At 46.6% G+C, this 26476-nt stretch carries 17 protein-coding genes; 3 read left to right on the forward strand and 14 right to left on the reverse strand.

Annotated features, from left to right (window positions below):
* Positions 1–31 precede the first annotated feature (31 nt).
* The 7 genes from L1D21_RS01440 to L1D21_RS01470 form a co-directional block, all read right to left on the reverse strand.
* On the reverse strand, positions 32–1489 hold the full coding sequence (locus L1D21_RS01440; protein WP_239844164.1) for an alkaline phosphatase: 1458 nt from the start codon (positions 1487–1489) through the stop codon (positions 32–34).
* A gap of 93 nt (positions 1490–1582) precedes the next feature.
* Complete coding sequence (gshB, locus tag L1D21_RS01445; protein ID WP_239843448.1) at positions 1583–2530, reverse strand: glutathione synthase; 948 nt, start codon at positions 2528–2530, stop codon at positions 1583–1585.
* Between the two features lie 43 nt (positions 2531–2573).
* Entirely contained in the window at positions 2574–3305 is a 732-nt protein-coding gene (rsmE, locus tag L1D21_RS01450) for a 16S rRNA (uracil(1498)-N(3))-methyltransferase (RefSeq protein ID WP_239843449.1), read from the reverse strand.
* 3 nt (positions 3306–3308) lie between these two features.
* Positions 3309–4010 carry an endonuclease gene (locus tag L1D21_RS01455; RefSeq protein WP_239844165.1) on the reverse strand — a complete coding sequence of 234 codons (702 nt, stop codon included), beginning with the start codon at positions 4008–4010 and terminating at the stop codon, positions 3309–3311.
* A gap of 204 nt (positions 4011–4214) precedes the next feature.
* Positions 4215–4796: a SprT family zinc-dependent metalloprotease gene (locus L1D21_RS01460; RefSeq protein WP_239843450.1), complete on the reverse strand. Its 582-nt coding sequence runs from the start codon at positions 4794–4796 to the stop codon at positions 4215–4217.
* 86 nt (positions 4797–4882) lie between these two features.
* Entirely contained in the window at positions 4883–6034 is a 1152-nt protein-coding gene (locus L1D21_RS01465) for a hypothetical protein (RefSeq protein WP_239843451.1), read from the reverse strand.
* 261 nt (positions 6035–6295) lie between these two features.
* Entirely contained in the window at positions 6296–7207 is a 912-nt protein-coding gene (locus L1D21_RS01470; protein ID WP_239843452.1) for a LysR family transcriptional regulator, read from the reverse strand.
* A 122-nt stretch (positions 7208–7329) separates the two neighbouring features.
* On the opposite strand from L1D21_RS01470, the gene L1D21_RS01475 reads away from it, so the two are divergent.
* A complete protein-coding gene (locus tag L1D21_RS01475; RefSeq protein ID WP_239843453.1) occupies positions 7330–11880 on the forward strand; it encodes a biotin carboxylase N-terminal domain-containing protein in 4551 nt (1516 codons plus the stop codon).
* A gap of 127 nt (positions 11881–12007) precedes the next feature.
* Here the strand turns inward: L1D21_RS01475 and L1D21_RS01480 are convergent, their stop codons facing one another.
* Complete coding sequence (locus L1D21_RS01480) at positions 12008–12268, reverse strand: DUF5062 family protein (RefSeq protein ID WP_239843454.1); 261 nt, start codon at positions 12266–12268, stop codon at positions 12008–12010.
* A 306-nt stretch (positions 12269–12574) separates the two neighbouring features.
* On the opposite strand from L1D21_RS01480, the gene L1D21_RS01485 reads away from it, so the two are divergent.
* Positions 12575–12982 carry a VOC family protein gene (locus L1D21_RS01485; protein ID WP_239843455.1) on the forward strand — a complete coding sequence of 136 codons (408 nt, stop codon included), beginning with the start codon at positions 12575–12577 and terminating at the stop codon, positions 12980–12982.
* 93 nt (positions 12983–13075) lie between these two features.
* Here L1D21_RS01485 and L1D21_RS01490 read toward each other — a convergent pair whose 3' ends face one another.
* The 6 genes from L1D21_RS01490 to L1D21_RS01515 all read right to left on the reverse strand — a co-directional run bounded on the left by L1D21_RS01490 (position 13076) and on the right by L1D21_RS01515 (position 20862).
* The gene (locus tag L1D21_RS01490) at positions 13076–13495 is read right to left on the reverse strand and encodes a nitrate reductase cytochrome c-type subunit (RefSeq protein ID WP_239843456.1); all 420 of its coding nucleotides are present in this window, start codon (positions 13493–13495) and stop codon (positions 13076–13078) included.
* A gap of 30 nt (positions 13496–13525) precedes the next feature.
* Complete coding sequence (gene napA, locus L1D21_RS01495) at positions 13526–16009, reverse strand: nitrate reductase catalytic subunit NapA (protein ID WP_239843457.1); 2484 nt, start codon at positions 16007–16009, stop codon at positions 13526–13528.
* On the reverse strand, positions 16006–16275 hold the full coding sequence (locus L1D21_RS01500; RefSeq protein ID WP_239843458.1) for a chaperone NapD: 270 nt from the start codon (positions 16273–16275) through the stop codon (positions 16006–16008). Before L1D21_RS01500 ends, napA begins: the two co-directional genes overlap by 4 nt.
* Before the next feature lie 234 nt (positions 16276–16509).
* Positions 16510–17535, reverse strand: coding sequence for a lipocalin-like domain-containing protein (locus L1D21_RS01505; protein ID WP_345773499.1), 1026 nt, complete (start codon positions 17533–17535; stop codon positions 16510–16512).
* An 83-nt stretch (positions 17536–17618) separates the two neighbouring features.
* A complete protein-coding gene (locus tag L1D21_RS01510; RefSeq protein ID WP_239843460.1) occupies positions 17619–20201 on the reverse strand; it encodes an ABC transporter permease in 2583 nt (860 codons plus the stop codon).
* Positions 20194–20862: an ABC transporter ATP-binding protein gene (locus L1D21_RS01515; protein WP_239843461.1), complete on the reverse strand. Its 669-nt coding sequence runs from the start codon at positions 20860–20862 to the stop codon at positions 20194–20196. Before L1D21_RS01515 ends, L1D21_RS01510 begins: the two co-directional genes overlap by 8 nt.
* A 318-nt stretch (positions 20863–21180) precedes the next feature.
* Between L1D21_RS01515 and L1D21_RS01520 the strand changes: the two genes are divergently transcribed.
* On the forward strand, positions 21181–26469 hold the full coding sequence (locus L1D21_RS01520; protein WP_239843462.1) for a PAS domain S-box protein: 5289 nt from the start codon (positions 21181–21183) through the stop codon (positions 26467–26469).
* The last annotated feature ends 7 nt before the right edge of the window (positions 26470–26476 follow it).

Below are 26476 nucleotides of genomic sequence, written 5' to 3' on the forward strand. Positions count from 1 at the left end.
CTCAAAAATTGCCTTGGCAATAAAGCGAACCTTATGGCTGCTTTGGTGCTTCTAAAAGCTCGGCTACGCTGTCATCAATGGACGAGGCCGCAGGCTCAACGGCAGGTTTTGCTTCAGACCTAGCTTTTTCAGACCTAGCTTTTTCAGATATTGCATCTTCAGGCATTGCAGGTGCCTTTACCATGGTACTGGTCTCTAAGCTCACCACACTCGGTAGCGATGAACTCGTTTGTGCGGGCTTAACTTCACTGGCGGCTACGGCCTTGATCTTAGGCAGTAGACTGATCAGCTTATTCGCTATATCGGTATTGTCTTGATGGCCATAAAACAATGTTGATGCAGGGCCAGATGCAAATACTTGCACATCGACTCCTGTGTGACCATGGGTTGTCCATCCTGTGTTTGAACGGGTATCGATCACTTGTTTTAAGGTTTGATGCAACACTTTCTGACCTTGCATTCGCGCCGTGGCGAGAAGTTGCTGTTCTTCTGGGCTTAGCTGTGATCCAAGACGTGAGGCGATGAGCGCTTGCCAGTCATCGATAGCTATTGCGTCTTTAGCGATCACCTCTGGGCTATTTTTAATGCTGCGTAGCACTTGTCCATCCCAGCGATATTGATCATTACTACCGATAGATAAACCGCCGGTATTATGATCGGCTGTGACCACCATTAGTGTGTCGTTGTGGCTACGAATGTATTGCTCTACTACCTCGAGGGCATTAGCAAACTCATTCATCTCAGCCATCGCCGAAGCAATGTCATTGTCGTGACCCGCCCAGTCAATCAGGCTGCCTTCCACTAACAATACAAAGCCTTTGTCATTTTGTGACAGTAGCTCTAATGCTTTTTGGGTCATCTTGCTAAGGCGATTTGCCTCTGGCTCATTGATTGCCCATGGCAGCTGTATATCGGCGAACAAACCGATGACCTTTGGTTGGGTTAAACTATCGAGTTGAGAAAAGTCGCTGAGATATTGATATCCCTTAGCTTCAAACTGTTTTATTAATGGCGCTGGAAAGTATTTCTGCCCGCCACCAAGTAAAACATCGGCATCGGTATTGAGGTAACTTTGAGCGAGTTCATCATAGTTGCGACGGCTCTCATTATGGCTTAGAAAGGCTGCCGGAGTAGCATGGTTAATTTGCGAGGTTACCGCTACACCTGTACTTAAGCCGCGTTTTTTAGCTAGCTCCATAATGGTGGCTATAGGGTGTTTGTTCACATCAACCGAAATCGCACCATTGTAACTTTTAATGCCGGTGGCCAATGCCGTTGCCGCAGCGGCCGAGTCTGTCACTGTGCCGCTAATGGTCGCAGGATAGGTGCTGGCGTTGCCCACTAAGAGGCGGTCAAATACGGTTTGTTCTATCTCTTGAGTATCTGGATTATCTTGATAGTAACGATAGGCACTGGTGTAGGCTGGCCCCATACCATCGCCAACCATGATGACAATATTCTTGGGGCGGCTAGGGGCATTTTCTGGCATTAGGTTTTCGCCATAAACGACGCCGCTTCCTAGTAGCGTCGTGGCAATAGTAAGTGTTGCGATAAGCTGATTGAGCTTCATCATGACTCCGGTCTATGAATTAATACGCTGTTCGATGGCATCCATTAGCATACCTGTGATGTCCACATCGAAGGCAGCTTGGATCTCTTTAATACAGGTTGGGCTGGTGACATTGATCTCGGTGAGCTTGTCGCCGATAACGTCCAGGCCGACAAAAATGAGGCCGCGTTTTTTTAGTTCAGGTCCAATGGCGTTAGCAATTGCCCAATCGCTGTCAGACAATGGCTGCGCCACACCGCGTCCACCTGCGGCTAAATTACCGCGAGTTTCGCCTTTCTGTGGAATACGCGCCAAGCTATAGGGTACGGGAACACCATCGACCACTAAAATACGTTTATCGCCTGAAGTGATATCGGGAATGAAGGCTTGTGCCATGGCGTATTCTTGACCGTGATTGGTCAATGTCTCGATGATCACACCCAGATTAGGATCTTGCGGTTTAACGCGGAAAATAGAACTGCCACCCATACCATCGAGGGGCTTAAGGATAATGTCACCTTTCTCTTGATAGAAAGCACGAATACGTGTGGCATCACGAGTAACCAGGGTTTCAGGAGTAAATTCGCTAAACCACGCGGTAAACAGTTTTTCGTTGGCGTCGCGCAGACTCTGAGGCTTGTTGACGATTAAGGTGCCTTGTTCTTCGGCGCGCTCAAGCATGTAAGTGGCGTAAACAAACTCAGTATCAAATGGCGGATCTTTACGCATCAAAATAACGTCTAGATCGGCTAAAGGTGTATCGCTTGTCTCACCAAGCTGATACCAACTGAGAGGGTCATCTTGCACTGTTAATGGGGTCATGGTTGCCATCGCCACGCCATTGACCATTGCTAGGTCTTTCATTTCCATATAAAACAACTGATAGCCACGCGCTTGAGCAGCCAACAGCATGGCGAAACTCGAATCTTTCTTGATGTTAATCTCACTGATGGGATCCATCACAATGCCAAGCTTAATCATCTGGTTTTCCTTATTCGATCTCTGTGTTTTGATTTGGACTTATTTAGCCTAAGTCGCCAAATCTAAGTTGTAGGGCGCTTATGGTTGTTAATGCCGCCGTTTCGGTGCGCAATACTCGGGGGCCAAGTAGCACATCGGTAAAGTGATGCTGCTCTGTCATGGCTATCTCGGTTGCTGATAATCCACCTTCTGGGCCGATTAGCAGCCGCACACGCTGAGTGTCTAATGCTAAGCCATTGATACCGTGTGAGGCTCTGGGATGCAAGTTGAGTTTCAAAGCATCACTGTTTTCAGCACACCAGAGCTCAAGCGTCATTGCAGGTCGCACTTCGGGAACCACACTGCGACCACATTGCTCACAGGCGCTGATGACAATTTTTTGCCATTGCTGAATCTTTTTGTCCAGACGCTCGCCACTGAGCTTGACGCCGCAGCGCTCGGAAAACAGTGGTGTTATGGTGTTGACCCCAAGCTCAACCGATTTCTGAATGGTGAAGTCCATTCTATCGCCGCGGGAGATCACCTGCCCGAGGTGTAAATTGAGGGGCGACTCACTGGGATTTGCACTCTGGCTGATGGTGGTCACTTCGACGTTTTTCTTGCTGGCGGCGACGATCTCACTCAAGTAGTTGTTGCCATCACCGTTGAATAATTCGATTTGCTCGCCGGCGGACATACGAAGTACGCGGCCGACATGACCAGCAGCTTCGCTGTCGAGCATGATGTTTTGACCTTGTGCTAAAGCACTGGATTGATAAATTCTCGGTACTCGCATCCTTTACTCCGCAACTTGTTTTACTTGTGTCCGCTTTTGACACTGCTCTTGTACGAAGGGATTGTGATTGCCCTGATGCTCTGCAATGGCATTATCCCGTTGGCATTCAATAGTATCAACTGGATAGCTTTTATCCCATGCTTGAAACAGTTTTAACTGACTTTTTGCGATTTTTAAGCCGTAAGCCTGCTGCATATACAGATAGGTTCTGGCGATCTGACCGCGAGTATAGGCTGGAGGCTCTACTTTTCGGTCTTTAAAATCGACCGTCATGGCGCATTGACCATATTGGATCGGGGTCGCATTCCACTGGCTGAAACGGTAATTACTGCGGTCGCCATTGACTTCTCCGATGGCGGGAACCAAGTTGTGTAGATCGCTTTCCATCTTTTTAAATTGTTGATCGCTTTTACCGCAATTTTTGCGTCCACCTTGCTGCCAGCACTGGCGCTGATGACCAAACTCCCAGGCCGGTACTATATGTTCCCACTCTATGCGGTTGGCGCGTTTAACTTGTTTGCGCACTTGAAAGCCGCAGGCTTCGAAGTCCGGTTGCCATTGTTTACCCTTGATCTTGATATCACAGCCGCAGTAAAAGCTGGTGGCGGGAACTTGAGAACTATAAATCAGCCGGGCGACTTTTTTGGCTTGATTAAAACTGCTGGGGTGAGAAGCCCAAACACTGCTTGGCAGTGTCGCGAGCATAAGCAAAGTCGCCAGCACCAATCGGCACCGACTAAATGAAATCATCAATGTATAAATCCCTAAATAAAAAAGGTGCTCGGATTTTTTACTATTGGCTCTTATGGCCTGGTAATGGAGCGACCTGAGACTGCAAACCCAATGATGGGTAACTCGCTGTTGATTTTACGGGATGGGGCCTAGTTGAGGCAAGGGGGCTTATGACGCTTAAGCTTGGCTAGTTGTTGTGGAGGCTGCCGTGAGGGTTTGTTTGCAACGACGGCAACGATATTGAGTTTGTTGGCGGCGGATCTTGTTGTGTCTGCGAATGGTGAGATGCACGGGGCCACAGTTGCAATAGTAGGTAAAGGTTTTACCTTCTACCGAGCTGATATCTAAGTTATGGGTGGTGTCGGGACGTAAGCCAAAGATATTCACCATTAACGATTGCCACTCTTTGCCGTGAGGTTTGACTCGGCCAAACAGTTGGTGGGCCAACAGGTGGCAAATTTCGTGGGCAACCACTTGGTCGAGAAATGCTTGCGGGTTTTCTTCGAGTAGGGTGGCATTAAAACGCAGTTTATTGAGTTGAAGATGAGCGGTGCCAGCACTTTTACCACGTAATTTAAAGTTAACTTCTGGTCGAGAAAAACGTCTATTGAGTTGTTGTTCGGCCTGCAGGTAACAGCTCTCTACCCGTTTGATGACGGCGCTTTGATTGTCAGTTGCAGGAACTGTCGCAATCGAAGAGGATCGGGTTTGCGAACGAGGAGAATGACTGCTGAACATAGCTTTGAGTTGGCGATACATAGGTGAGGCTTTAGCGTTTATATCATGAGCTCGATGTGAGCCCATGATATAACGATTTAGCTAAGATTGCGTAGCTTTAGCTTAGATTAAAAGGTCGATGCGGCGGCAATGACCATCTCAGTAATTTGCTCAACAATCTCAGTTTCAGTCTGTGCATCATAGGCTTGAATACGCGGAGTATGGATATGACCGACAGGAATTGAGCTATTAAATTGTTTGCCAAGTAATACTGCACGATAGGAGATTTCGTTAGAGAGATAGCCACCACCCGAACCTTCTACCGAAGTGGTGCTTTGTAATTCCAGTAGCGACTGGGCATCAAACTCACCTCTGGCTAAGGTGCTGACAGTATGGTTATCGTTGATTTTCCACTTGCCGTTGACGCTTTGCATCGCGGTCACAGGAAGAGAGAACTCGACAAATTCAGGGCCATTTAAAGTCTTGCCGTCAAACATGGGAGGCTTTGGCGCTGTGGTGCTTGCCCCGGTTAATACATTTAGATTGTCCGGTGCAGCAGCACTGCGATTACGTGCTGGAAAACGTTCAAGATCGAAGTCATCACGGCCCATACTGACGGTAAAAATGCCATTAACACTGTTTTCTCTATAAATGGGTGTGAGTAGGGATTCAATTATGCCTTGATCGAAATCGGCAAAACGCACAGGAATCATCACGGTTTCAATTTGTGCCTGTTTACCATTGACCATGAATTTGTAACCATCGAGTGCCAATGCGGCTAAACCCGAAGGATTACTCTGGTCGATATGTTTATCGAGGAAGAAAGGATCGAAGCCAGTTAATAAGATGCGAATTTGGCTACTGTCATCGAATTGTACATTACTAAAACCACGTGACGCTTTTTCTACCGCATTAAGTAGGATGTCACGTTGCCATGGCGCGATATTAAATGCAGGCTTATTTTGTTTGAGCAGCTTTCTCATTTCGAGACGCCCCCAATAAAGCGATCTGTCATCTTTACCACCTGACTGAACATCTCTCACTGCTTGTTGCCACAAACGTTCGCCTTGACGCGCCACCATACGGGTCATGATCAGCTCATCTTTTTGTTGACGATACTGCCCGCCAAGATCATCCACTATGGCCTGATAACGCTGCACCACTTCTGGCATTGCTTGAATTGCCGTCGGAATTCGCTGTTCTTCGACGTCAAGATTGGCAAATGCACATGTGCTACTAAGAAGAGTGGTCATTGCGAGCGCGATGGCGGTTTTACTCATGGCTTGATTCCTTTGCAAAATACGTTTGGTGTTTGTGCCGAATATGGCGTCAGCAGATTAACCAAACGGCTTAGGGCAGTGTTTATTTTGAAGTTATTATAGTCAACAACTGAGTATGCACGACATCTAAGTCTAAATAAAGACTTGAGATGACTTGATAAAATGCTCGACGGCGACGCTTGTTGTTGCGTAGCCAAAGGACTTATATATCATCGATTGGCCCTGTTGGGGGCAGACATTCTTAGCGGATAAGACTGAAGATCATATCATTAAGGATTGAATTGATTCGTGGCTACTAAAACGTTTAGTAAAGAAGTCGAGGAATACGCTGATATTGGTCGCCAACTGTCGACGACTGGAATAAACACCATAGACCTTAAATGGCTCGATAGGCCAGTCCTGTAATAGCGGCACTAAACTGCCACTGGCTAGCTCATTTTTACAGACCGAATAAGAGATCATCGCGATGCCAAAGTCATCTAGGGTCAACTGTTTTACCATGGTGGCACTATTAACCCTGACTTTACGTTTAAAGTTCACCATGGTCTTACGATCCCCTTTGCCCAGAGGCCAAATAGGCGCTGAGCGCGAGGTACCTAGTAAGATACCGCTGTGTGTACTAAGCTCTTGTGGGGTAGCCGGAGTACCGTTGGCTTTAAGGTATGCGGGGCTGGCGACTAAAACAGGTTGTCGTTCGATCAATAATTTGGCGACTAAATCTGATGATTGTAGTGGACCATATTTGATGGCAATGTCGTAACCTTCACCGACAAGTCCGACATCGTTATCGGTAAATTGAACATCAAGTTCAACATTGGGGTAGAGGCGTAAAAAACTGCTGCAGAGATTGGCGATCAGTTCCTGACTAAACGAAACGGGAATGGCAATGCGTAATGAACCCGATACGTCGTTATGGGTATTTTCAATGGTGGCCTTTGCTGCTTCTATTTCGTCGTTAATACTATTGCAGTGTTGATAAAACAGGGCACCAACTTGAGTCAGGCTTAAATTACGAGTATCGCGTTGCAAAAGACGGACGCCGAGGGTCTCTTCAAGCTGAGCAACTTTACGACTTATGGTGGATTTTGGCATCCCCGTATTACGTGCTGCTTGAGAGAAACCTTTGGCTCTAACAACTGCTGCAAACAGCATCATACCGTTTAAATCTGGCATTTTTTTATCACTGTCTCAAATATGGAACAAAGCGTCTAACCCAGTTTAATAGCATTTGACCCTATAACAAAGCTATATTTATTGGCTAAAAATTTTAGAGGCTAAAGCAGAGGATCTATTTAATGACCAGCAACAATCAGCCCGCAAACATGACTCAGGTGCAAACAGCCGATCCGCTTTTTCTTCAAGCGGAACATTTGGCAAAAGATTTTTCTCTGTTTCCTAAGCACAGTAAGCAGAGCCTTTCAGTACAGATCAATGGTCTGTTAAGCGAAGACGCGATCCAGGCTAACTTAAAAGAGTTAGCGCATTTAGATGTGGACGGTTATGTCGCAAAAGTTATTCAGCCTACCTTGGATAAGAGTCGCCCTGGCGCTAAACGCGTTATTGCTGACCTTAAAGGTAAGTTGATTGCCGAGAAACATATCGGTTCTTTTTATAGTGCTGAAGTTGAACTTAATTTCGGTGCTCGTACACGTCGTATCGGTTTTATTGCCCAAGACCGTGGCACCAACAACGGTGCGTGGATGCCAGAGCATCACCTTGCGGCTTGTAGTGCAATTCGTCATTTTGCCGAATTGTCTATGCCAATCGTTTACCTTATTGACACTCCTGGCGCAGATGCGGGCGAAGTGGCTAACAGCCAAAATCAAGCTCACACAATCTCTAAAGCCATCGCAGAGAGTGCTAACGTAGACGTACCCACCGTAGGTATCGTTATTGGTGCCGGTTATTCTGGCGGTGCGATTCCACTGGCTGCGGCTAATATCTTATTATCACTGCGTGACGGTATTTTTAACACGATTCAGCCACAAGGTTTGCAGAGCATTGCACGTAAGTACAATCTGTCTTGGCAAGAGTGTGCTAAGTCTGTGGGTGTGTCACCAGAAGAGCTTTATACCTCTGGTTGTATCGATGGCATCATCGATTTCTCACCATCTGATAAAGATGAGCGCCAGCACAACCTACGTCGTGCCATCATTAGCAGTATTGAAGCTGTTGAGCGTGCTGCGGTGCAATTCGTACGCGAGTCAAAAGACTTACGTGAGCACTACGATCGTAGTTTGGCGCGTTTCCTTGAGCCTTCGAAGAATCTTGAAGCGCTTGAGAACCATGCAGAGTTGGCCGTGGCTAACAACCCAACGATGCACCTTAACTTATTTGGTAGTTCATACCGTTACCTGCGTTACTTAACGCTGCGCAGTCGTATTCATTCTATTTCGCAAGAACAATACGGCCGTCTGTCAAAGGTGAGTATTCCTGAAGGCGACCTATTGGCGCGTATTCAGCAAGAGCAGGATAAAGTTTTCCAATCTTGGTTATCTAGCCCAGATAAGCTGGTTTATGATGAAGAGCTAAATAAGCTGTGGAGCAATTTCACCACCAAGCGTGATGATATCTCTACCGAGCGTAACATGCTGACTCGTTTCATCTTGGGTGAGCCCAAGGAGAATTATAAGAAAGCGCGTAAGGCGTTGTTATTCAATATTGGTTGGTCTCTGTATCACCGCTGGAAGAGTAACGCAGAAAATAACTTCAAAGGCTTGATTCAATATCTTGAGAGCCTACCGGATGAAGTGACTCAAGCCGATTGGCCTGAGCTAAAAGAGCTGACTGTACTCGACGTGATTGTTCACGATGAACTACGTGAAGACTTTATTTGGCAATGTTATAACATTCTGATCTTTAACGCACTTTATGACAATGTTGTGGGTAACTTAGCTTCTATCGCTAAAGAAGCCATGATGGCTAAGAGCCTGTCACGTGCTTCGGTTGATAATCTGCTTCACGATTCTATCGACCGTGCTATCTCTAAGCAGGATACGGCGAGCGATAAGAACAAGTTCTACAAGTGGCTGAAGTACTTTATGTCACAGTCAAACCGTGCGGATCTACTGACTAAAACTGAGCAGTGGAAGAGTGTGGGTTTCCCGCAGCTTAACGACAGTTTATTCGTTATCTTGACCTATTTCTTCGAGCGTCTATTGCCTGAATATTTCGCTAGCGAAGAAGAGAGCAGTGAGTACACTGGTGCGATTAACCCTGTACGTATTGGTCGTCGTAAAGACTTCTGGAACCGCTTAACCATGGGTTACCAAGATCTCCTTATCCAGAAAGTTCTTCGTGATGAGAAACGTACCGGTAAGATGACTTGGGAAAATGTTATCGCTAAATTCTTCACTCAATTTGAAGAGCTTAATGGCGATAAAATGTCGGCTAACCTACTTAATTTCCCTGGTTTCCGTTTATCGATTGAAGACGCGCTAGATAAGGGGATTCGCCCTTGTGGTTTGATCACTGGTCTGGCCGATTTCGAGCAAAATGGTCAAACGCTGCGTGTGGGTGTCGCCGTTTCGAATACGGCATTCCAAGCGGGTGCGTTTGATATGGCCAGTGCCGAAAAATTCAGTGCGCTACTGATCGAATGTGCTAAGCGTAAGCTACCTGTAATCTGCTTTATCAGCTCGGGTGGTATGCAGACCAAAGAAGGTGCTGCGGCGCTGTTCTCTATGGCTGTGGTTAACGACCGTATTACACGCTTTATTCGTGATAACGAATTGCCAGTATTGATGTTCGGTTTCGGTGACTGTACCGGTGGTGCACAGGCGAGTTTTGTTACTCATCCATTAGTCCAAACTTACTACTTCTCAGGGACTAACATGCCGTTTGCGGGTCAAATGGTGGTACCTGCTTACTTACCATCTACTTCGACCTTATCGAACTACTTGTCGAAAGTACCGGGTGCGATGAACGCATTAGTGTGCAACCCATTTAGTACTACAATCGACGATCAGCTTGGCAGCATTGACCCATTAATGCCTAAGCCAACCATTAAAGTTGAAGACGTAATTGGCAATGCATTATCGACCTTAGTGCCTGAGATGTTAGTGGCAGAAGAGGAAATTGTTCAAGACGATCCTCGTGCACTGATGAAGCCTATCGAGAAAGTATTGGTTCACGCTCGTGGTTGTACTGCTGTGAAACTTATTCGTAAGGCTCATGACAACAACATCAATGTGGTATTGGTTGCATCAGATCCTGATATGACTTCAGTTCCAGCAGATATGCTGACTGAAAACGATAAGCTGGTTTGTATCGGTGGTAATACTTCAGATGAAAGTTACCTAAACGCTTATTCGGTTCTTAAAGTGGCTGAATATGAGAATGTTGATGCGCTTCATCCTGGTATCGGTTTCCTATCGGAAAGCCCACAGTTTGCTGCGTTATGTGTTAACAACGGGGTTAACTTTGTTGGCCCAAGCGTACACAGCATGACCACAATGGGTAACAAGTCTAACGCGATTAAGACTTCACAGGCGCAAAATGTGCCGGTTGTTCCAGGTAGCCACGGTATCTTGAATAACGCCGAACAAGCGGTGAATGTAGCCAATGAAATTGGTTACCCTGTACTGCTTAAAGCGGTGCAAGGTGGTGGCGGTAAAGGTATCCAAGTGGTTGAGCGTCCAGAAGATATGATCTCTCTGTTCCAAAAAACCTCTACCGAAGCCGCAGCGGCATTTGGTAACGGTGACCTATACCTAGAAAAATATGTGACTTCACTTCGTCACATCGAAGTACAGTTATTACGTGATAAGTTTGGTAATACCAAAGTATTGGGTCTACGTGACTGTTCTGTTCAACGTAACAACCAGAAAGTGGTTGAAGAGTCAGGTTCAACCATGTTGCCTGATGAGCTTAAACAGCAAGTGATGGCCTACACTCGTGCCCTTGGTGATGCTACCGATTACATGGGCGCAGGTACGGTTGAATTTATTTACAACCTAGACGCCAACGAAGTGTACTTCATGGAGATGAACACTCGTCTGCAGGTTGAGCATCCTGTGACCGAAGCGACTTCTGGTATCGATATCGTTAGCGCAGGCTTCGATATTGCAGCGGGTCGTTCGATTGAAGATCTCGAGCCACAAGATATTGGTTATGCAATCGAAGTGCGTGTGACTGCAGAGAAGGCGGCATTGGATAGCAATGGCATTCTGCAATTGGTTCCACATCCAGGTTTAATCACCGAATATGCGATGCCAGCACGTGATGACATCGAAGTGATCTCTATCGCAGGTGAAGGTAAAGAAGTTTCACCTTACTACGATAGCTTGATAGCACAGATCATCTGCCGTGGTGAGTCTCGTGATGATGTGATTAACAAGCTTCACGACTACTTAGCTAACGAAGTGGTTATCAAGGGTATTGCGACTAACATTCCATTGTTAACTCGCATCCTGAAAGACGGTACCTTCAACGAAGGCGTTTATGATACTAACTATCTACCACGCTTCATGGCTGAGCTTGATATTCCTGAGCTGATTGCTGAAATGGAAGCGGCTGTAGAAGTGGTCGGTGTCGATACTGAGTCACTACGTGTGGGCGAAAGTAATGAGCTGAAAGTCTTGGCACAAGGTGCTGGTATCTTCTATACCTCTCCAGCACCAGGTGAAGCCGACTTCGTTAAAGAAGGCGATATCGTTACCGTAGATCAGACGCTCGCGTTGACTGAAGCGATGAAGATGTTCTCTCAGGTGACTCTTGCCGGTTTTAATCGCCAAAATGCCGTGTTGTATCCTGAAGATAAGCAATATCGTATTGAGCGTATTCTTAACAGCAATGGTCAACAGGTTTCACAAGGCGAGTTGCTGTTCGTCGTATCGCCTGTGTAATAGCTGTTTTAAGATGTAATAAAAATACCCATCCTTAGTGATGGGTATTTTTTTATTTGGATGGCTATGAGTTAGTGACAAATCTTGTCAAAGGTTTTAGTTAACCCTTTTTTTATATTGTTTGCTATTAATTCATTAAGGGATGGTTTTCTGGAAGCTGTCGGCTGATCCAGAGGATCAATTTGTGCTTCATGTTGGGTCCATCTTCTTTATCGACGGCCAGCGGTTGGATTAATTTGTCTTGAACTAACAGTCGATAGATACACTCGACTTTATCTTTGGGAGAAATTCCCTTATCAAAATCGGCAAAGCCGCGTTTTTTTGCGTAGCCAACGCCAATTTCCAGGGCGAGTTTTAACAGTTGTGCGTCGTGCTTACCTTGTTTCATAAAACGCTCCATCTATACAGATATTCACAAGCTACCCTAATTTAGGCAAATCACAAAATCGGTAATACCAATCAAAGTAAATTAGTGATCAGAATATTGCGCAGGAAAAATTGTCGAGAACAAGGCGTAAATTGCAGTCACTAGTTATTCTAATAACAAAATTTACAACACGGTTATCGGCGATTTTAACGAGCAAGAATGATCAGATAATTACTGCGATTGGTATCATTAACAATTTTGAGGCTTGGATCGATTTTGAGCTAAAGTGACATAATCAGTACGGCATAATAGTGTTAGGTGAACAGTATGATTACAGTAAAAGGTTTAGATCATGTGGTGTTACGCACGACCTCGCTTGAGGATATGCTGAGCTTTTATGTGGATATTCTCAACTGTCCGTTAGAGCGACAATTACTGGCAGAGGGCTTAATTCAGTTACGGGCGGGGAATGCGTTAATTGATATTGTTACCTGTGATAGTCCATTGGGAAAATTAGGCGGTAAGCCGCCGCAACAAGATGGCCGTAATGTCGATCATATCTGTCTGCAAATTGCCCCATGCGAAGAAAAAGCCTTACTTAATTACCTTGAGGTTAATGATATTAGCCATCAAGGTTTTACTCAGCGCTACGGTGCCGAGGGCTTCGGCCGTTCGGTTTACATTGAAGATCCTGAAGGGAATGTTGTCGAGCTGAAATTCGCTCTTGAGTCTTAATCGTTACATCTACAGGTTACGCTTTAGCATAAAAATAAAGCCACTTCGCATTGAACTGCAAAGTGGCTTTATGGTTTTTACACTGGTTTGTGGCTATTGATTAAAACTGTTATCCACTAGCTGGGTTTTATTGTCAGCTTGAGGCACATGACATTGATTACAATTGTAATAATGGTCATTCAACTTTGTATCTGCCAGCAGATGTGAGTCATGGATCTCGGTGGCCTTCATACGCTGCGCCTTAGCTGGTGCATGGCAAGTCATGCAGCCATTTTTCTTCAGTGTAATAGGATAATCCGCTTTGTGTGGGATCAGCGGGGGCTGATGCACAAAGTCACGCTCGATAGCTTTGCCACGACTAGGATAAGTCGGCATGGCGTCTGCCGCACGAATGTCGGTTATCTCTGATTTACCCAGAGAGCTGATATTAACGGGCTCGGCACTGGTATCTGCTTGTTGACCAGAGCAGGCACTTAGCGCCATAAGCGCAACTAAAGTGAGTACTTTTTTCATGTTTGTGTTCTCCGCCTTAGGCTATTCGAATTAAGCTTTGGTCACTTTTACTGGACACTTCTTGAAATCCGTCTCTTTCGAGAGCGGATCGGTCGCATCGAGCAGTAACTTGTTGACCAGCTGTCGTGCATCGAAAAATGGCATAAACGCCACGCCTCTTGGGGGCTTATTACGTCCCTTGGTTTCTACGCGGGTTTTGACTTCACCACGCGGTGAAGCAACGATGACTTCGTCACCTCGCTGAAGACCACGGGCTTTTGCGTCTTCTGGATGCAAGAAGATCTGTGCATCTGGATAGGCGCGGTAAAGCTCTGGTACGCGAGCCGTCATCGAACCCGTGTGCCAGTGTTCTAGGACACGCCCTGTGGATAACCAAAGATCATATTCACTGTTTGGCTCTTCGGCGGCAGGCTCATATGGCAGGGCAAAAATCACCGCTTTACCATCTGGCTTACCGTAGAAGTTATAACCTTCACCCGCTTTAACATAAGGGTCACTACCTTCGACAAAGCGACGTAGGGTTTCTTTACCCTTAACTACAGGCCAGCGAGCGCCTCGGTTTTCATGGTAAGTGTCGAAATCTGCTAAGTCGTGGCCGTGTCCGCGGCCAAATTGGGCGTACTCTTCAAACAGGCCTTTTTGTAGATAGAAGCCAAACGCATCGGCTTCGTCATTCAATTCGCCTTTACAGTCGGATTCTGGGTACTTATCAACCACACCGTTAGCAAATAACACATCATAAAGTGTCTTATCTGCGTATTCTGGTTTCTTGGCAATAAGCTCTGCAGGCCAGACTTCAGCAACTTTGAAGCGTTTAGAGAATTCGACTAGCTGCCATAAGTCAGACTTAGCCCCTTCAGGCGCTTTGACTTGCTGATGCCACATGTGAGTACGACGCTCGGCATTACCGTAAGCGCCTTCTTTTTCGACCCACATTGCCGTCGGTAAGATTAAGTCTGCCGCTAAAGCCGTTACGGTTGGGTAGGGGTCTGATACCACGATAAAGTTTTCAGGGTTACGGAAACCGGGATAAATTTCATCGTTAATGTTCGGGCCAGCCTGCATGTTGTTGGTACACATGGTCCAGTAACAGTTGAGCTTGCCATCTTTTAGCATGCGGCTTTGCAGTACCGCGTGATAACCTGGCTTTGGCGGAATAGTGCCTTCAGGCAGCTGCCACATTTTCTCGGTAATATCACGATGCTTAGGATTAGCGACCACCATGTCGGCAGGTAAGCGGTGAGCAAAAGTTCCCACTTCTCGGGCGGTACCACAGGCCGAAGGTTGACCCGTTAGTGAGAACGGACTGTTACCTGGAGTGGCAATTTTCCCCGTTAGTAAGTGGATGTTGTACAGCATGTTATTAGCCCAAACACCACGTACGTGCTGGTTGATACCCATGGTCCACAGGCTCATCACTTTTACGTTTGGATCGGCGTAAGCTTTAGCCATCAGTTCGAGTTTTTCTGGCTCAACACCACTCATCTTAGCGGCATATTCTAAGGTGTAAGTGCTAACAAATTTTGCGTATTCGTCGAAGCTAATCGGTGTGGATTTACCATTACCTGGATTTTTGGCTTTTTTCTCCAATGGATGATCGGGGCGCAAGCCGTAACCAATGTCTGTGGTTCCCAAGGCAAATTTAGTGTGTTTATTTACGAACTCTTTGTTAACCGCATCGTTTTGGATGATGTAGTTAGCGATATAGTTGAGGATCACTAAGTCTGATTGCGGACGGAATACCATGGCATTATCTGCTAAGTCGAAACTACGGTTCTCGAAGGTCGATAACACATGCACTTGGCTGTTAGGGTTACTGAGGCGGCGATCTGATAGGCGAGCCCATAAAATAGGGTGCATCTCTGCCATATTCGCGCCCCAAAGCACAAAATGATCGGCTGCTTCGAAGTCATCATAACAACCCATAGGTTCATCAATACCAAAGGTACGCATGAAGCCACCCACTGCGGATGCCATACAGTGGCGAGCGTTAGGATCGATATTATTGGTAAGGAAACCCGCCTTATGTAGCTTAGATGCGGCGTAACCTTCCCAGACAGTCCATTGGCCTGAGCCGAACATACCTACCGCAGTAGGGCCTTTGGTTTTGAGTGTGTTTTTCCATTTCTCAGCCATGGTATCTAAAGCCTGATCCCAGCTGACAGGGGTAAATTCACCCTCTTTGTCGTATTGACCATTCTTCATCCGCAACAATGGCGTAGTTAGTCGGTCTTTGCCGTACATGATCTTAGATAAAAAATAGCCCTTGATACAGTTAAGGCCTTTGTTGACTGGGCTTTCAGGATCACCTTGAGTGGCAACCACCTTACCATTTTGAGTGCCGACTAAGACGCTACAACCCACGCCACAAAAACGGCATGGTGCCTTATCCCATTTGATATTGTCATTTTGCTCGGCGGCCTCAACGACCTTAACTGGGAGTGCTACGCCAACCGCAGTTGCAGCTGCAACGGCTGCGTTGGCTTTTAGAAACTCGCGACGGCTAATGCTCATGGTGTTTCCTCGTTATTTTCTTTTATTGGTTCAACTTGGTGATAGACAAGACTGCTAGATAACACCCCGTTAAGGGCGTTGATGGTTTCGACGTTGTCGAGTATGGAGGCTTGAGTTGCTCCCTCTAAGGTAATGATAAATTTACCTTCGTCGGTGATGGCATGGATATCTGCGCCAACTAATGCGCTGATATCGCTTTTTACTTGCAACACGAGATTCGGCGAAGCATGAACGACTAAACTCGTGACATGGTATTCCTGACTCATTTAGGTAACCTTACCGGGAGAGTGAGTGCTTTAAACCTATACCAGTATAGAAGCTGTCACCCTAATAGAATTAAATTAGTCTAAACCTTGCTTTTAGTAGGGCTATACCTCAATGGAGGTAAACACAGCAGAGCTGGATCGAGATCAAATTTTTTCTGTTGATTAAGTTCACAAATTCGACGCTAAGGGACGTGGTTAAAGTCGAGATTGAGCCAGAGTCTTGATGCAGCAGCCTTAATAACCGGTTAACTCCATGTAGCCAACACCTTGATGCGACCCTTTTACGCTAATAGGGCCTTCCCAATAGTTAACTGACAGCGACATGACTGCGTTAGGGTTGAGTGCAGAGAGTTCAATATCTATTTGTTGGCTGGCGATTTTCACCTGCCAGGCAATGGGGCGAGTCACTGAATCCATCTGCTGCCATTTGGTGGCACTAAGCTGGATCTCCTCATTAGGAATCTGTACGCCTGTGCCGTCGCTAAACATACGTCTAGCGCTGTAGAAGTGACCGCCAGCGGTTTCACTGGTTCTTAACTGGAACAACATCAGCGCGGAGCCGTCATCGAGATGAATGGCAAACCAATCCCAACCCTGTTGATGTTTATTGAGAAACTGTGAGCTCCACTCTCGGTCGAGCCAAGCCTGACCGGAGACTTTTTGACGTTTGCCATGCAGGGTTATTTCACCGCTGACTTGGATAAAAGGCTGGCTATAGTAATAGGATGCAACGCTGCCATCTTTACTCTTGATGCTGTAGCCCTTTTCGCCTTGCAGTTGAAAGGGAGCGGTCGAGTCAAGTTGTAATGAATAGTGATACTCTGCCGTCTGTACATTGAGCTGCGCCGGAAACAAGTTATCGCCTTGGCTCTGCCAAATCCAGTCTTCTAGCTTAATGTTCAGTGGCGATGGCGTGACGCCCGCAAGTTGTGGCTGACCTCGGGACCAGCGCTCATTGGCCCAATGTTGCTCTGATGTCGTTAGTCCGCTATGGGCCATATATAGTTGATTCGTCGCCCAGCTTGAGCCTGTTTTACTGGGAGCATTAGGTGATAAGGCGATGCGAAACTGGGTCCATTGCAGGCCTAATGGTTCGCCCTGTTCATTGGTGAGATTGGCGGTGAGATACCACCATTCCTGCCTAAATTGATCATGAGCCAGATGGTCTGCCGGAAAGTTAAATTGTTTACCTGGGATCACCTTGGAGAAGCCTTCGCTGCTTTGTCCCATAATGCTGCTCATGGGCGTCACTCTGTCCATGGGCATTACTCTGTCAGCAGATGGCTGTTCGCATCCGCAGAGAATGAAGCTGATGAGTGATAATAAAATTAACCTTTTTCTGATCATAATACTTCTCGCTGCAAGCTGCTGATCAGCGGCCGCTTGGTTTGTTGGTATAGCGGAAATGCCACTGCAATGGCGCTAGTGACAATGGCCAGCAATACGACTTCAAAATAGGCTAGCCAATCCCACACCATGGCTATGCTCCAGCCGAAAGCTTGTAGGGTGACTTTGTTGATTAACAGGTAACCGAGAATGGCGCCCATGGGTAAGGCTACTAAGCAGGTCAGCAGTACCATAAATAGCATTTGGCTGACGACCATCAAGCCTAGCTGGCGGCGATTAACCCCTAAGGTGTAAAGCCGTGCGATCGGTGCCAGTCGCGCCTGTGTCAGTAGGTAACAGGCACTGAAGAGGCCAATGGCAGCAACCAGTAAGGTTAAGCTATTCAGCACTTGGGTAATGGAAAAGGTGCGCTTAAACATGGCAATCGCCTGAGCTTTAATCTTGGCTTGGCTATAAATTAAGGCTTCGGGTAATGCAAATTTTTGCTGTAGCTGCTGGCTCAATCTATCCAGCTGTTGTTCTGTCAGGTTACCGCCATAACCTATAGCCAGACTCAGAGGTTGCTTGCCTAGCCCTGCTTGTTGCCATAAGCTCAGCGGAATTAAAACCTCGCCATAGGGATTACCATAGTCGTAGTAAATTGCGGCGATGGTTAGCGGCTGCTCATCCAGTGGTGCGAGCTTGATATTGTCTCCCAGCTTGAGGTTATGTTTGATGGCAAAGGGTTCACTGACTAACACCAGTCTGCTGGGTTCGCCGTTGGCATTAGCTGCGAAAAATCGCGGCCAGAGTTGATCTTGCGCCTGTTTGATGATGCTGGTTCGTTGAATTGATTGCGGATCTCGGGTCAATAAATGAGTGGGTGCATTTTTGAAGTGGGTTGTGGTCTGCCACTGCTTGTAGATAGCCTTCACTTGTGAGTCTTGCTGCAGATAGGCTTCAATGTCAGCCATCTTATTTTGACTCGGCCTAAGATAAAGGTCGGCATGTAAGCGCGAATCCAGCCATTGCTTTAGGGTGATCTCGAAACTTCCCACCAGACTGTTCATGGAGATATTGGCAGTGAGTGCTAATAACATGGCCATCATGGCTAAGGACAATGGCGGAATTAATTCTCTGGTCTCGCCCAGCAGGTAACCGATTAATCCCTTATGTATTTTTGTTCGTATAGTCAGCTTTTCGAACAAACCGACTAAGCGCTGCAGTAACCAAGGTAGAGCGAGAGGGAAAGATAAGATCACCAGCCCTAGCATCGCCATGGTGACGGTGTAATTTTGGCTGAGCGCAATCACAATCGATGCGATTAACGCCAGTGCTATCGCGACTCTTATCTGCCATTGCTGAATAAAAAGCGCGTGTCGTTGCTGACTAAATTGGTCGCTACTTTGGGCGAGGGGTTGGCGCAATAATTCGATAAACAGTGAGCTACAGGCTAATAACGCGGCGACAAATGTTAGCAGTGTGGCTTGGGCTAACCACTGCCAGCGCCAATGGCCTGCAAAAATTTGTGCGCCATAAAGCTGCTCCAGTGTCACCGAAACCATAGGCTGTAGCCAATAACTCAGCTCAAGCCCTAAGATGAATCCCAGCAGCGATCCTAGCAATACCAATAGCAGTAATTCGGCGGCGAGGGCGAGCATCAGAGATGGCTTCATTATTCCTTGTTGCTGCAGCTGGGTTAGTAAACGCTTACGCTTGAGCAAACTGTAACGTACGCCGTTATAGGCGATAAACAGACCGACAATAAACGCCAGCAGACTCATGGCGGTTAAGTTGAGATGAAAGCTGTTAGTCAGAGCTTTCATGCTTGCGCCCTGATCGTTTTGGCTTAACTGCGCGCGGTCTGCCAACCAAGTCTCGAGTTGTGATTTTCGATCGCCGATATCGCTAAAGATGGCGATGTAACTTAGCTGCTGGGGTTTGGCTAACAGCTGCTGCGCCAAAGAAATATCCATCAGCAGTCTATCCCCCTGCTGATAACTATCATCGACGGCGATAACCTCAAGTTTCTGGCCCGCCAGAGTCAGGCTGTTGCCCGTCAGTTGTTGTGCCTGTGAACGGCTCATTAACACAAGAGGTTTACCAGCCAGCATATCGCCAAGAGGGATGTCGATATGCTGGAAACTAGGTGTGTTTTTTGTTTGGCTTGTATTTTTCGCTGAGGAATTATCTGAGCTGTTAGAAACGGTACTCATTGCGGCGATTAAATCGCTGCCACTGATTTGCCAGCGCTGTTGTTTGTCATCGCTCAGCCAGCCCTGCAATACTGCCAGACTTTGGTGAATACCCAGCTGTTTAAGCTCAAAATAACGTTGCTGATCTAAGTATGTGGTGCGATTAGCTGTGATTAACCATTTAGCCTGTTGACTGAGTAATTCGCTGGCATTGCTGTAACTGTTGATGGCGTTTTCATTGGTGGCTCTAACCCCAATTAGCAAGCTGACGGCCAGAATGATACCGATAATAATCGCCCCAGCTTGTAGCGGTGCTTGGTGATAATGAGCCCAAAATACCTTGAGGGTTAACTGAGTGCCTCGAAGGATACTTAGTTCTGAGGGAAGCTTCTTTGGCTTATTCATTGATCTTACCGCTGTCAAGGTGCCAGCGTGTTTGCATAAATTCGGCGCACTCTTGGCTATGGGTCACCATGAGTATGCTGGTGTGATGCTCGCCAGCCAGTTGGCAAATCAGCTGCATGACCTCAAGGCTGTTGCTTTGATCTAAATTACCCGTGGGTTCATCGGCAAGTAGCAGTGCGGGCTTATGCGCCAGTGCTCTGGCGATGGCAACGCGTTGTTGTTGGCCGCCAGAAAGAGCCTCGATATGGCGTTTTAATATTGGTCTTAGGCCTAAACTATCGACAAGATGATCGCACCAGTTATCCCAACGTTGGTGATTCAAGTGCAAAGGAAAGGCGATATTATCTTCGACATTGAGTGGCGTGAGCAGATTAAATTGTTGGAATACCATACCCAATTGCTGTTGTCTAAATTGGCTCCAGCGGCGATCTTTCCATGATTGAGTATTCTCTCCCAGTAGACTTAAGTTACCTGAAATGGGAGGCTCAAATCCCGCAATGATATTGAGCAGGGTACTCTTACCGCTACCACTGGGGCCGGTTAGTGCCACGGTTTCAGACTGATGTAACTGTAATGACAACTGATTGAGCACCAGATGAAACTTATCACCATCGGCAAAGCCTTTGCTGATATGGTCTAAGGTGATCACGCTGTTATCCATTACGACTCCTCGGGTTTTGCGTTAACGACTCAGTGAACTATTCGCTTGCGCTCATCATTGCTGTTTTTAATTAGGTTTTCGCCACTCATTTTTGACTAGTTGAGTATGACATAAGCTGTTTGTAAATGAATAAAACAGTTTGATTTTATTGTTGAAAGCTCGCTGTCAAGCTGCTTAAATGAATAGCTTGCGTGGTCATTTTGTGTGACATATTTATCTATACGAAAATGGGGCGCACAAGGATCGATCTCGTAATGCTTCAGGTTTGTCTACACTGAAGCTACATGCTGTACCTTTGGTATTATGGATTATAGGGACATGGACAAACTTCGTAGTTTTCGTAGCAGAATTCTTTCTCAAATTGCGCTGCCGCTGATTGGGATCATGGCTATCGTTTATGGCGTTAGCGCTTGGTACAATTATCAGGCAGAAGAACAATATATCTACGATGACTTAGGGCATCAGACAGAAAGCGTTGCTCGTCGATTACAGGTGTTTTTTTCCTCTGCTGAAAAAGATACCCAAACGATTGCCGAAATGTTGGGTGAAGTCGAAAACAACAAGCTTTATAACAACGATGCCCAGCTGCGTTTGTTATTGACTCGTCGTCTCGAACGACACAGCGGTTTTTATGGCACTGCCATTGCCTTTCAAAGAAATACTATCGAAGGAAGAGAGCTCTACTCGCCTTATGCTTATCGTGGTGCTGAGCATATCGAGATTATCGATATTGGCGTCGATGGCTATGACTATACCGATGGTCAGTGGGATTGGTGGACGGAGGCGATAGATAATCGTCAAGGCCATTGGACCGTCCCCTATTTCGATGAAGGCGCGGGTAATATTTTAATGATCACTTTCTCGCAACCCTTTGGTCATAATTCCCCATATGATGGTGTGTTAACCGTTGATTTAGCTTTAGACGCTATTCCAAAAATTGCCCGAGTAGAGTCCAGTCGTATTGTCGTTTTCGATGCTCAAGACAGGCTGATATATCATCCAAATTCCGATCTGCTACTCACTAATGGCATCGACAATTGGTTAGAGAGCAATAAAACCAATCAAAAGTTTATCCAGTTGCTCAATGGCAGTAGCAAGGGTAGCAGCCTGATCCAAGACAGGAAAAATAACACTTACCTCGCCAGTATTGGTGTCGTGCCTAAGCTGAATTGGCGCGTGGTTGTGATGACGCCAGAAGAGCAGCTGTTTGATAAGTTCTACTATGATTCTTCATCGCTCACCCTCAAGTTGATGTTGATTTCCTTCGTGCTCTTGCTAACCGGTTTTCTTACTGCCAAACGACTCACCCGTCCTATCGAAGAATTGGAGCAAGGCATAGTCGAGTTTGCTGAGGGGAAAACTAAGCGTATTGATAAGCCTTATGGCGCGGTGAGTGAAATCGTCACTTTAACTGACAAGTTTAATGATATGGCCAGAGTGTTAGAGGAGAGAGAGCAGGCCTTACTCGACTCTCGCGGTAACCGCTTTGCCAAGCTTATCGACGGCATGAGTGATAAGTCTTTTTATTGCTCAGTAGAGCCTGATGGTCAAATAGCGCAAGTGAGTGCTGGGGTCGAAAAAGTGTTAGGGGTTTCGCCAGACCTATTGAAGCGCAAGTATCAGCGTATGTTCTCAGATAATCCGCTGAATGAGCAAAACTGGCAATATATGGATCTGGCGATGCAAGGGGAAAACGTACCGCCGCATCAAGTTGAGATGCTTGATAGCCAAGGGAAGTTACGCCGGTTAGATCTGTTTATGCAGCCGCTGCTTTCAGACAGTAAAGAGTTGCTGTCGATTGAGATGCTGTTTAACGACGTGACCGAGCAGTTTTCGGCTGCAGCGTGGTCGAATGCGGTGTTGGAATCGGCGCCGGAAGCCATGTTGATCGTCGATGAAGCTGGCACAATTGTGTTTACTAATACCCGCTGTCATATCCTGTTTGGTTATGAAGATAAGCAGATGTTGGGGATGTCAGTAGATCAACTGGTACCGGACAGAATCCGATCGCAGCACCCTGAGCTTAGGGCTAAGTTTATCGCTGCTGGTCAAGACAGAAAAATGGGTTATGACTCTGGTGCTGAGTTGATGGCCGTTAGAGCCGATGGCAGTCAGTTTCCGGTTGAGATCAGCCTAGGTGTTTTACCCCTTGATGCCGAGGGCGGGCGTCAAGTGGCTGCCTCAGTGCGTGATATGACCGAAGAGTTGGCTACGGCGAAGCGTATTCGTGACAGTGAAAACCGTTTCCGTGGTTTGGTGACAAATATTCCAGGCGCGGTTTATCGGATGAAGATAGGCGAAACCTGGGAGATAGAATACGTCAGTGACAATATCAGTGAGATCACAGGTTATCTTGCCAGCGATTTTATGGGGGAGAACAAACGTGATTATGCCGAATTAATTCTGCCTGAAGATGTGCAACTGGTGCGCAACGTCATCAAGCAAGGCTTGACCTCCAGAAGTGGATTCGAGGTGCAATATCGCATCAAGCATCGCGATGGCAGTCTGCATTGGGTGCAAGAGAAAGGCAATGCCATTTACGATGATGATGGTGTGGCATTATGGTTTGACGGCAGTATTAATGACATAACTAGTAGCAAGCTGGCTCATGAAAAAATTGCTCAGTCTCAACAGCAATTGGAGACGATCACCGAGTCTATTCCGAGCACGGTATATCAATTACGTTGGGTCTCAGGTGAAGATCGTAATTTCACCTTTCTCTCTAGTGCTTGTATAAGCACTTTAGGTTTTCATCGTGACCAAGCCCTTAAAAACTTCGACTTAGTCGCCGATTGTATCGGTGAACAAGAGCGTCCGCGAATCGTACAATTATTGTCAGGTAAAGGGCTCACAGAGCTGAAGTGGATAGAAGAGTTTAAGTATCGCCACCCAACGGGCGATATCCGTTGGTTGCAAGCCGGAGCTCACGGCAGCTATCAAGAAGATGGCAGCATATTGTGGAACGGCTATCTGATGGATGTAACCGAGCGTAAGCTGCTGGATAAAGAGTTAGAAAACCGCGAGGCGCATTTCCGTGCATTGTTTGACAATGCGGGGATCGGCATAGTTAACGTCGATGGGCGTGGCACTATTCTCGATTGTAATGAGCAGTTTAGTCAGTATATGCAGTTACCTGTGTCAGAGCTAAAGGGGAACTCTTTTTACGATTTCCAAGATGAGCAAGATCGTGAAAAAGCCAAAGCCATGATGGATGCTCAGGTTGATGAGCAAGGTGGTAGTAATAGGGAAGAGCTGCGTATTGTCAGTCGTCATGGTGAGCGGATGTGGATGGACGTTACCTTGACTCGCCTGCTTGACAAACAAGGTAATCTCACCTCGGCGGTGTTGTCGATGGCGAATATCACCTCACTAAAACAGCTTTCTCAAGAGTTGATCAAGGCAAAAGATATCGCCGATGCGGCCAGTAAGGCTAAGAGTGATTTCCTCGCTAACATGTCCCATGAAATTCGCACGCCCATGAATGCCATTATCGGTATGTCACAGTTGTGTCTACAAACTGAGCTGGATAAGCAGCAGACCAATTATGTGCAAAAGATTGACCGCGCCTCTAAGTCACTACTTGGGATCATCAACGATATTCTCGATTTTTCCAAGATTGAGGCCGGTAAGTTAGATATTGAATGTGTGCCATTCCAGCTCGATACTATGCTCGAAGATCTTAGCGATATGTTCTCGGTTAAGGCGGCCGACAAACAGTTGGAGTTGCTGTTTTCTGTCGCACCCAATATTCCTAGCCATCTCGAGGGCGATCCGCTGCGTCTGAGTCAAGTGCTGATCAACCTGATGAATAATGCCATCAAGTTTACCGAACAAGGCGAAGTCTTACTCTCGATTAGCCAGCTTGAACGAGTCGAAGACGATATTATGCTGCGCTTTAGCGTACGCGATAACGGCATTGGTTTAACCGAAGAACAGCGTAGTAAGCTGTTTAAATCATTCAGTCAGGCCGACACATCAACGACGCGTAAATATGGCGGCACAGGGCTTGGATTAGCTATCTGTAAGCAGCTGGTGGAGCTCATGGGCGGCGAAATTGGCGTCGATAGCCAGTTTGGTAATGGTAGCACCTTCTACTTCTCGGTGCGCTTCAAAGTGGCAGATAGTCAGCTGCTTAAGGTTGAGCAAGAACTAGAAGGCATGCATATCTTAGTGGTCGATGATAACTCGACCGCAAGAGATATTCTGCGTACTACGTTGGAAAGCATGGGTTTTAGTGTCGATACCGTCAAAAGTGGCGCCGAAGCCATTAGTCGCTGTGAACAAAACGCTTATCCTATCGCACTCATCGACTGGCGTATGCCAGAGATGGACGGGCTAGAAACCGCTGAGAAGATCCTTGCTTTAGGGGGAACCCCTCCGAAAATGTTGATCGTTTCTGCTCATGCGAATGCCGATTTTATGGATAAAATCGACAGTACGGGGATTTCGGGTTACATCACTAAGCCGGTGAGTGCTTCGCGTTTGCTTGATGGCATCATGTCGGCATTCGGTAAGCAAGGCGGTATGCCGGTACGCCGTAAAGGCATAGGTATCAATAAAGAGGTACTTAAACAGCTTAAGGGCAAGCGCATCTTAGTGGTTGAAGATAACGAAATGAACCAAGAGGTTGCAACCGAGTTCCTTGAACAAGTGGGGGTGATTTTATCGATTGCCGATAACGGCCAAGTGGCGTTGGAGAAGTTAGCGACGCAGAAGTTTGATCTGGTCTTAATGGATTGTCAGATGCCGGTTATGGATGGTTATCAAGCCACTGAAGCCATTCGAAAAATTCCAGAGCTGAAGTCTTTACCTGTGATCGCCATGACCGCCAATGCCATGGCGGGCGATAAAGAGATGTGTTTGCGTGCGGGAATGAATGATCATATCGCTAAACCCATTGAAGTGTCGGTACTGTACCAAACCTTGTTGGAATATTTAGGCACTAAAGCCTTGAAGACTGACACTAAACAGCAAGGGCAGGATGAGCATGAAGAGACAGATATGTTCTGGCCGCAACATGAAGATCTTGATATCGATAAGGGCTTGCAGCTAGTACAAAACTCGGCGCGTCTCTATCGCCGCATCTTTGAGCGTTTCTATACTGGACAGATGCATGCTACTGAGCAAATTGAATTAGCCTTGTCACAAGGTAAGGTTGATGATGCCATTCGCTGTGCTCACACCTTAAAAGGGGTTTCGGGCAATTTAAGCTCGCCGCGTTTGGTAGAGCTGGCGAAAAATGTCGAAAATAAATTGATGGAATCTGAAAAGGCCGATATTAGTGAAGAGCTGCAGCAGTTAAACCGATTGGTAACATCGATTTGTGAGGCCATTTCTGATTGGATGACTCACACTCAATTCGATGAAAAATCGGCACAGTCACAAAGCCAACCACTCTTATCTGACGCTGAGTTAGAAGAGGCGATCAAAGTCTTGTTACAGATGTTAGAAGATGCCGATTCTGGTGCCGTCGACAAGATGAATGAGATGAAAGATCGTATTCCTGCTGAGTTGTGGCAAAAAATTAGTCCCGCAGTGTCTATGGTCAATAGTTATCAGTTCGATGAAGCCAGCGAATTGATTGAAGAGTATTTTTCAAGTAAATAAATGAAAC

Source organism: Shewanella sp. Isolate11 (assembly GCF_022398315.1).
Lineage (GTDB): Bacteria > Pseudomonadota > Gammaproteobacteria > Enterobacterales > Shewanellaceae > Shewanella.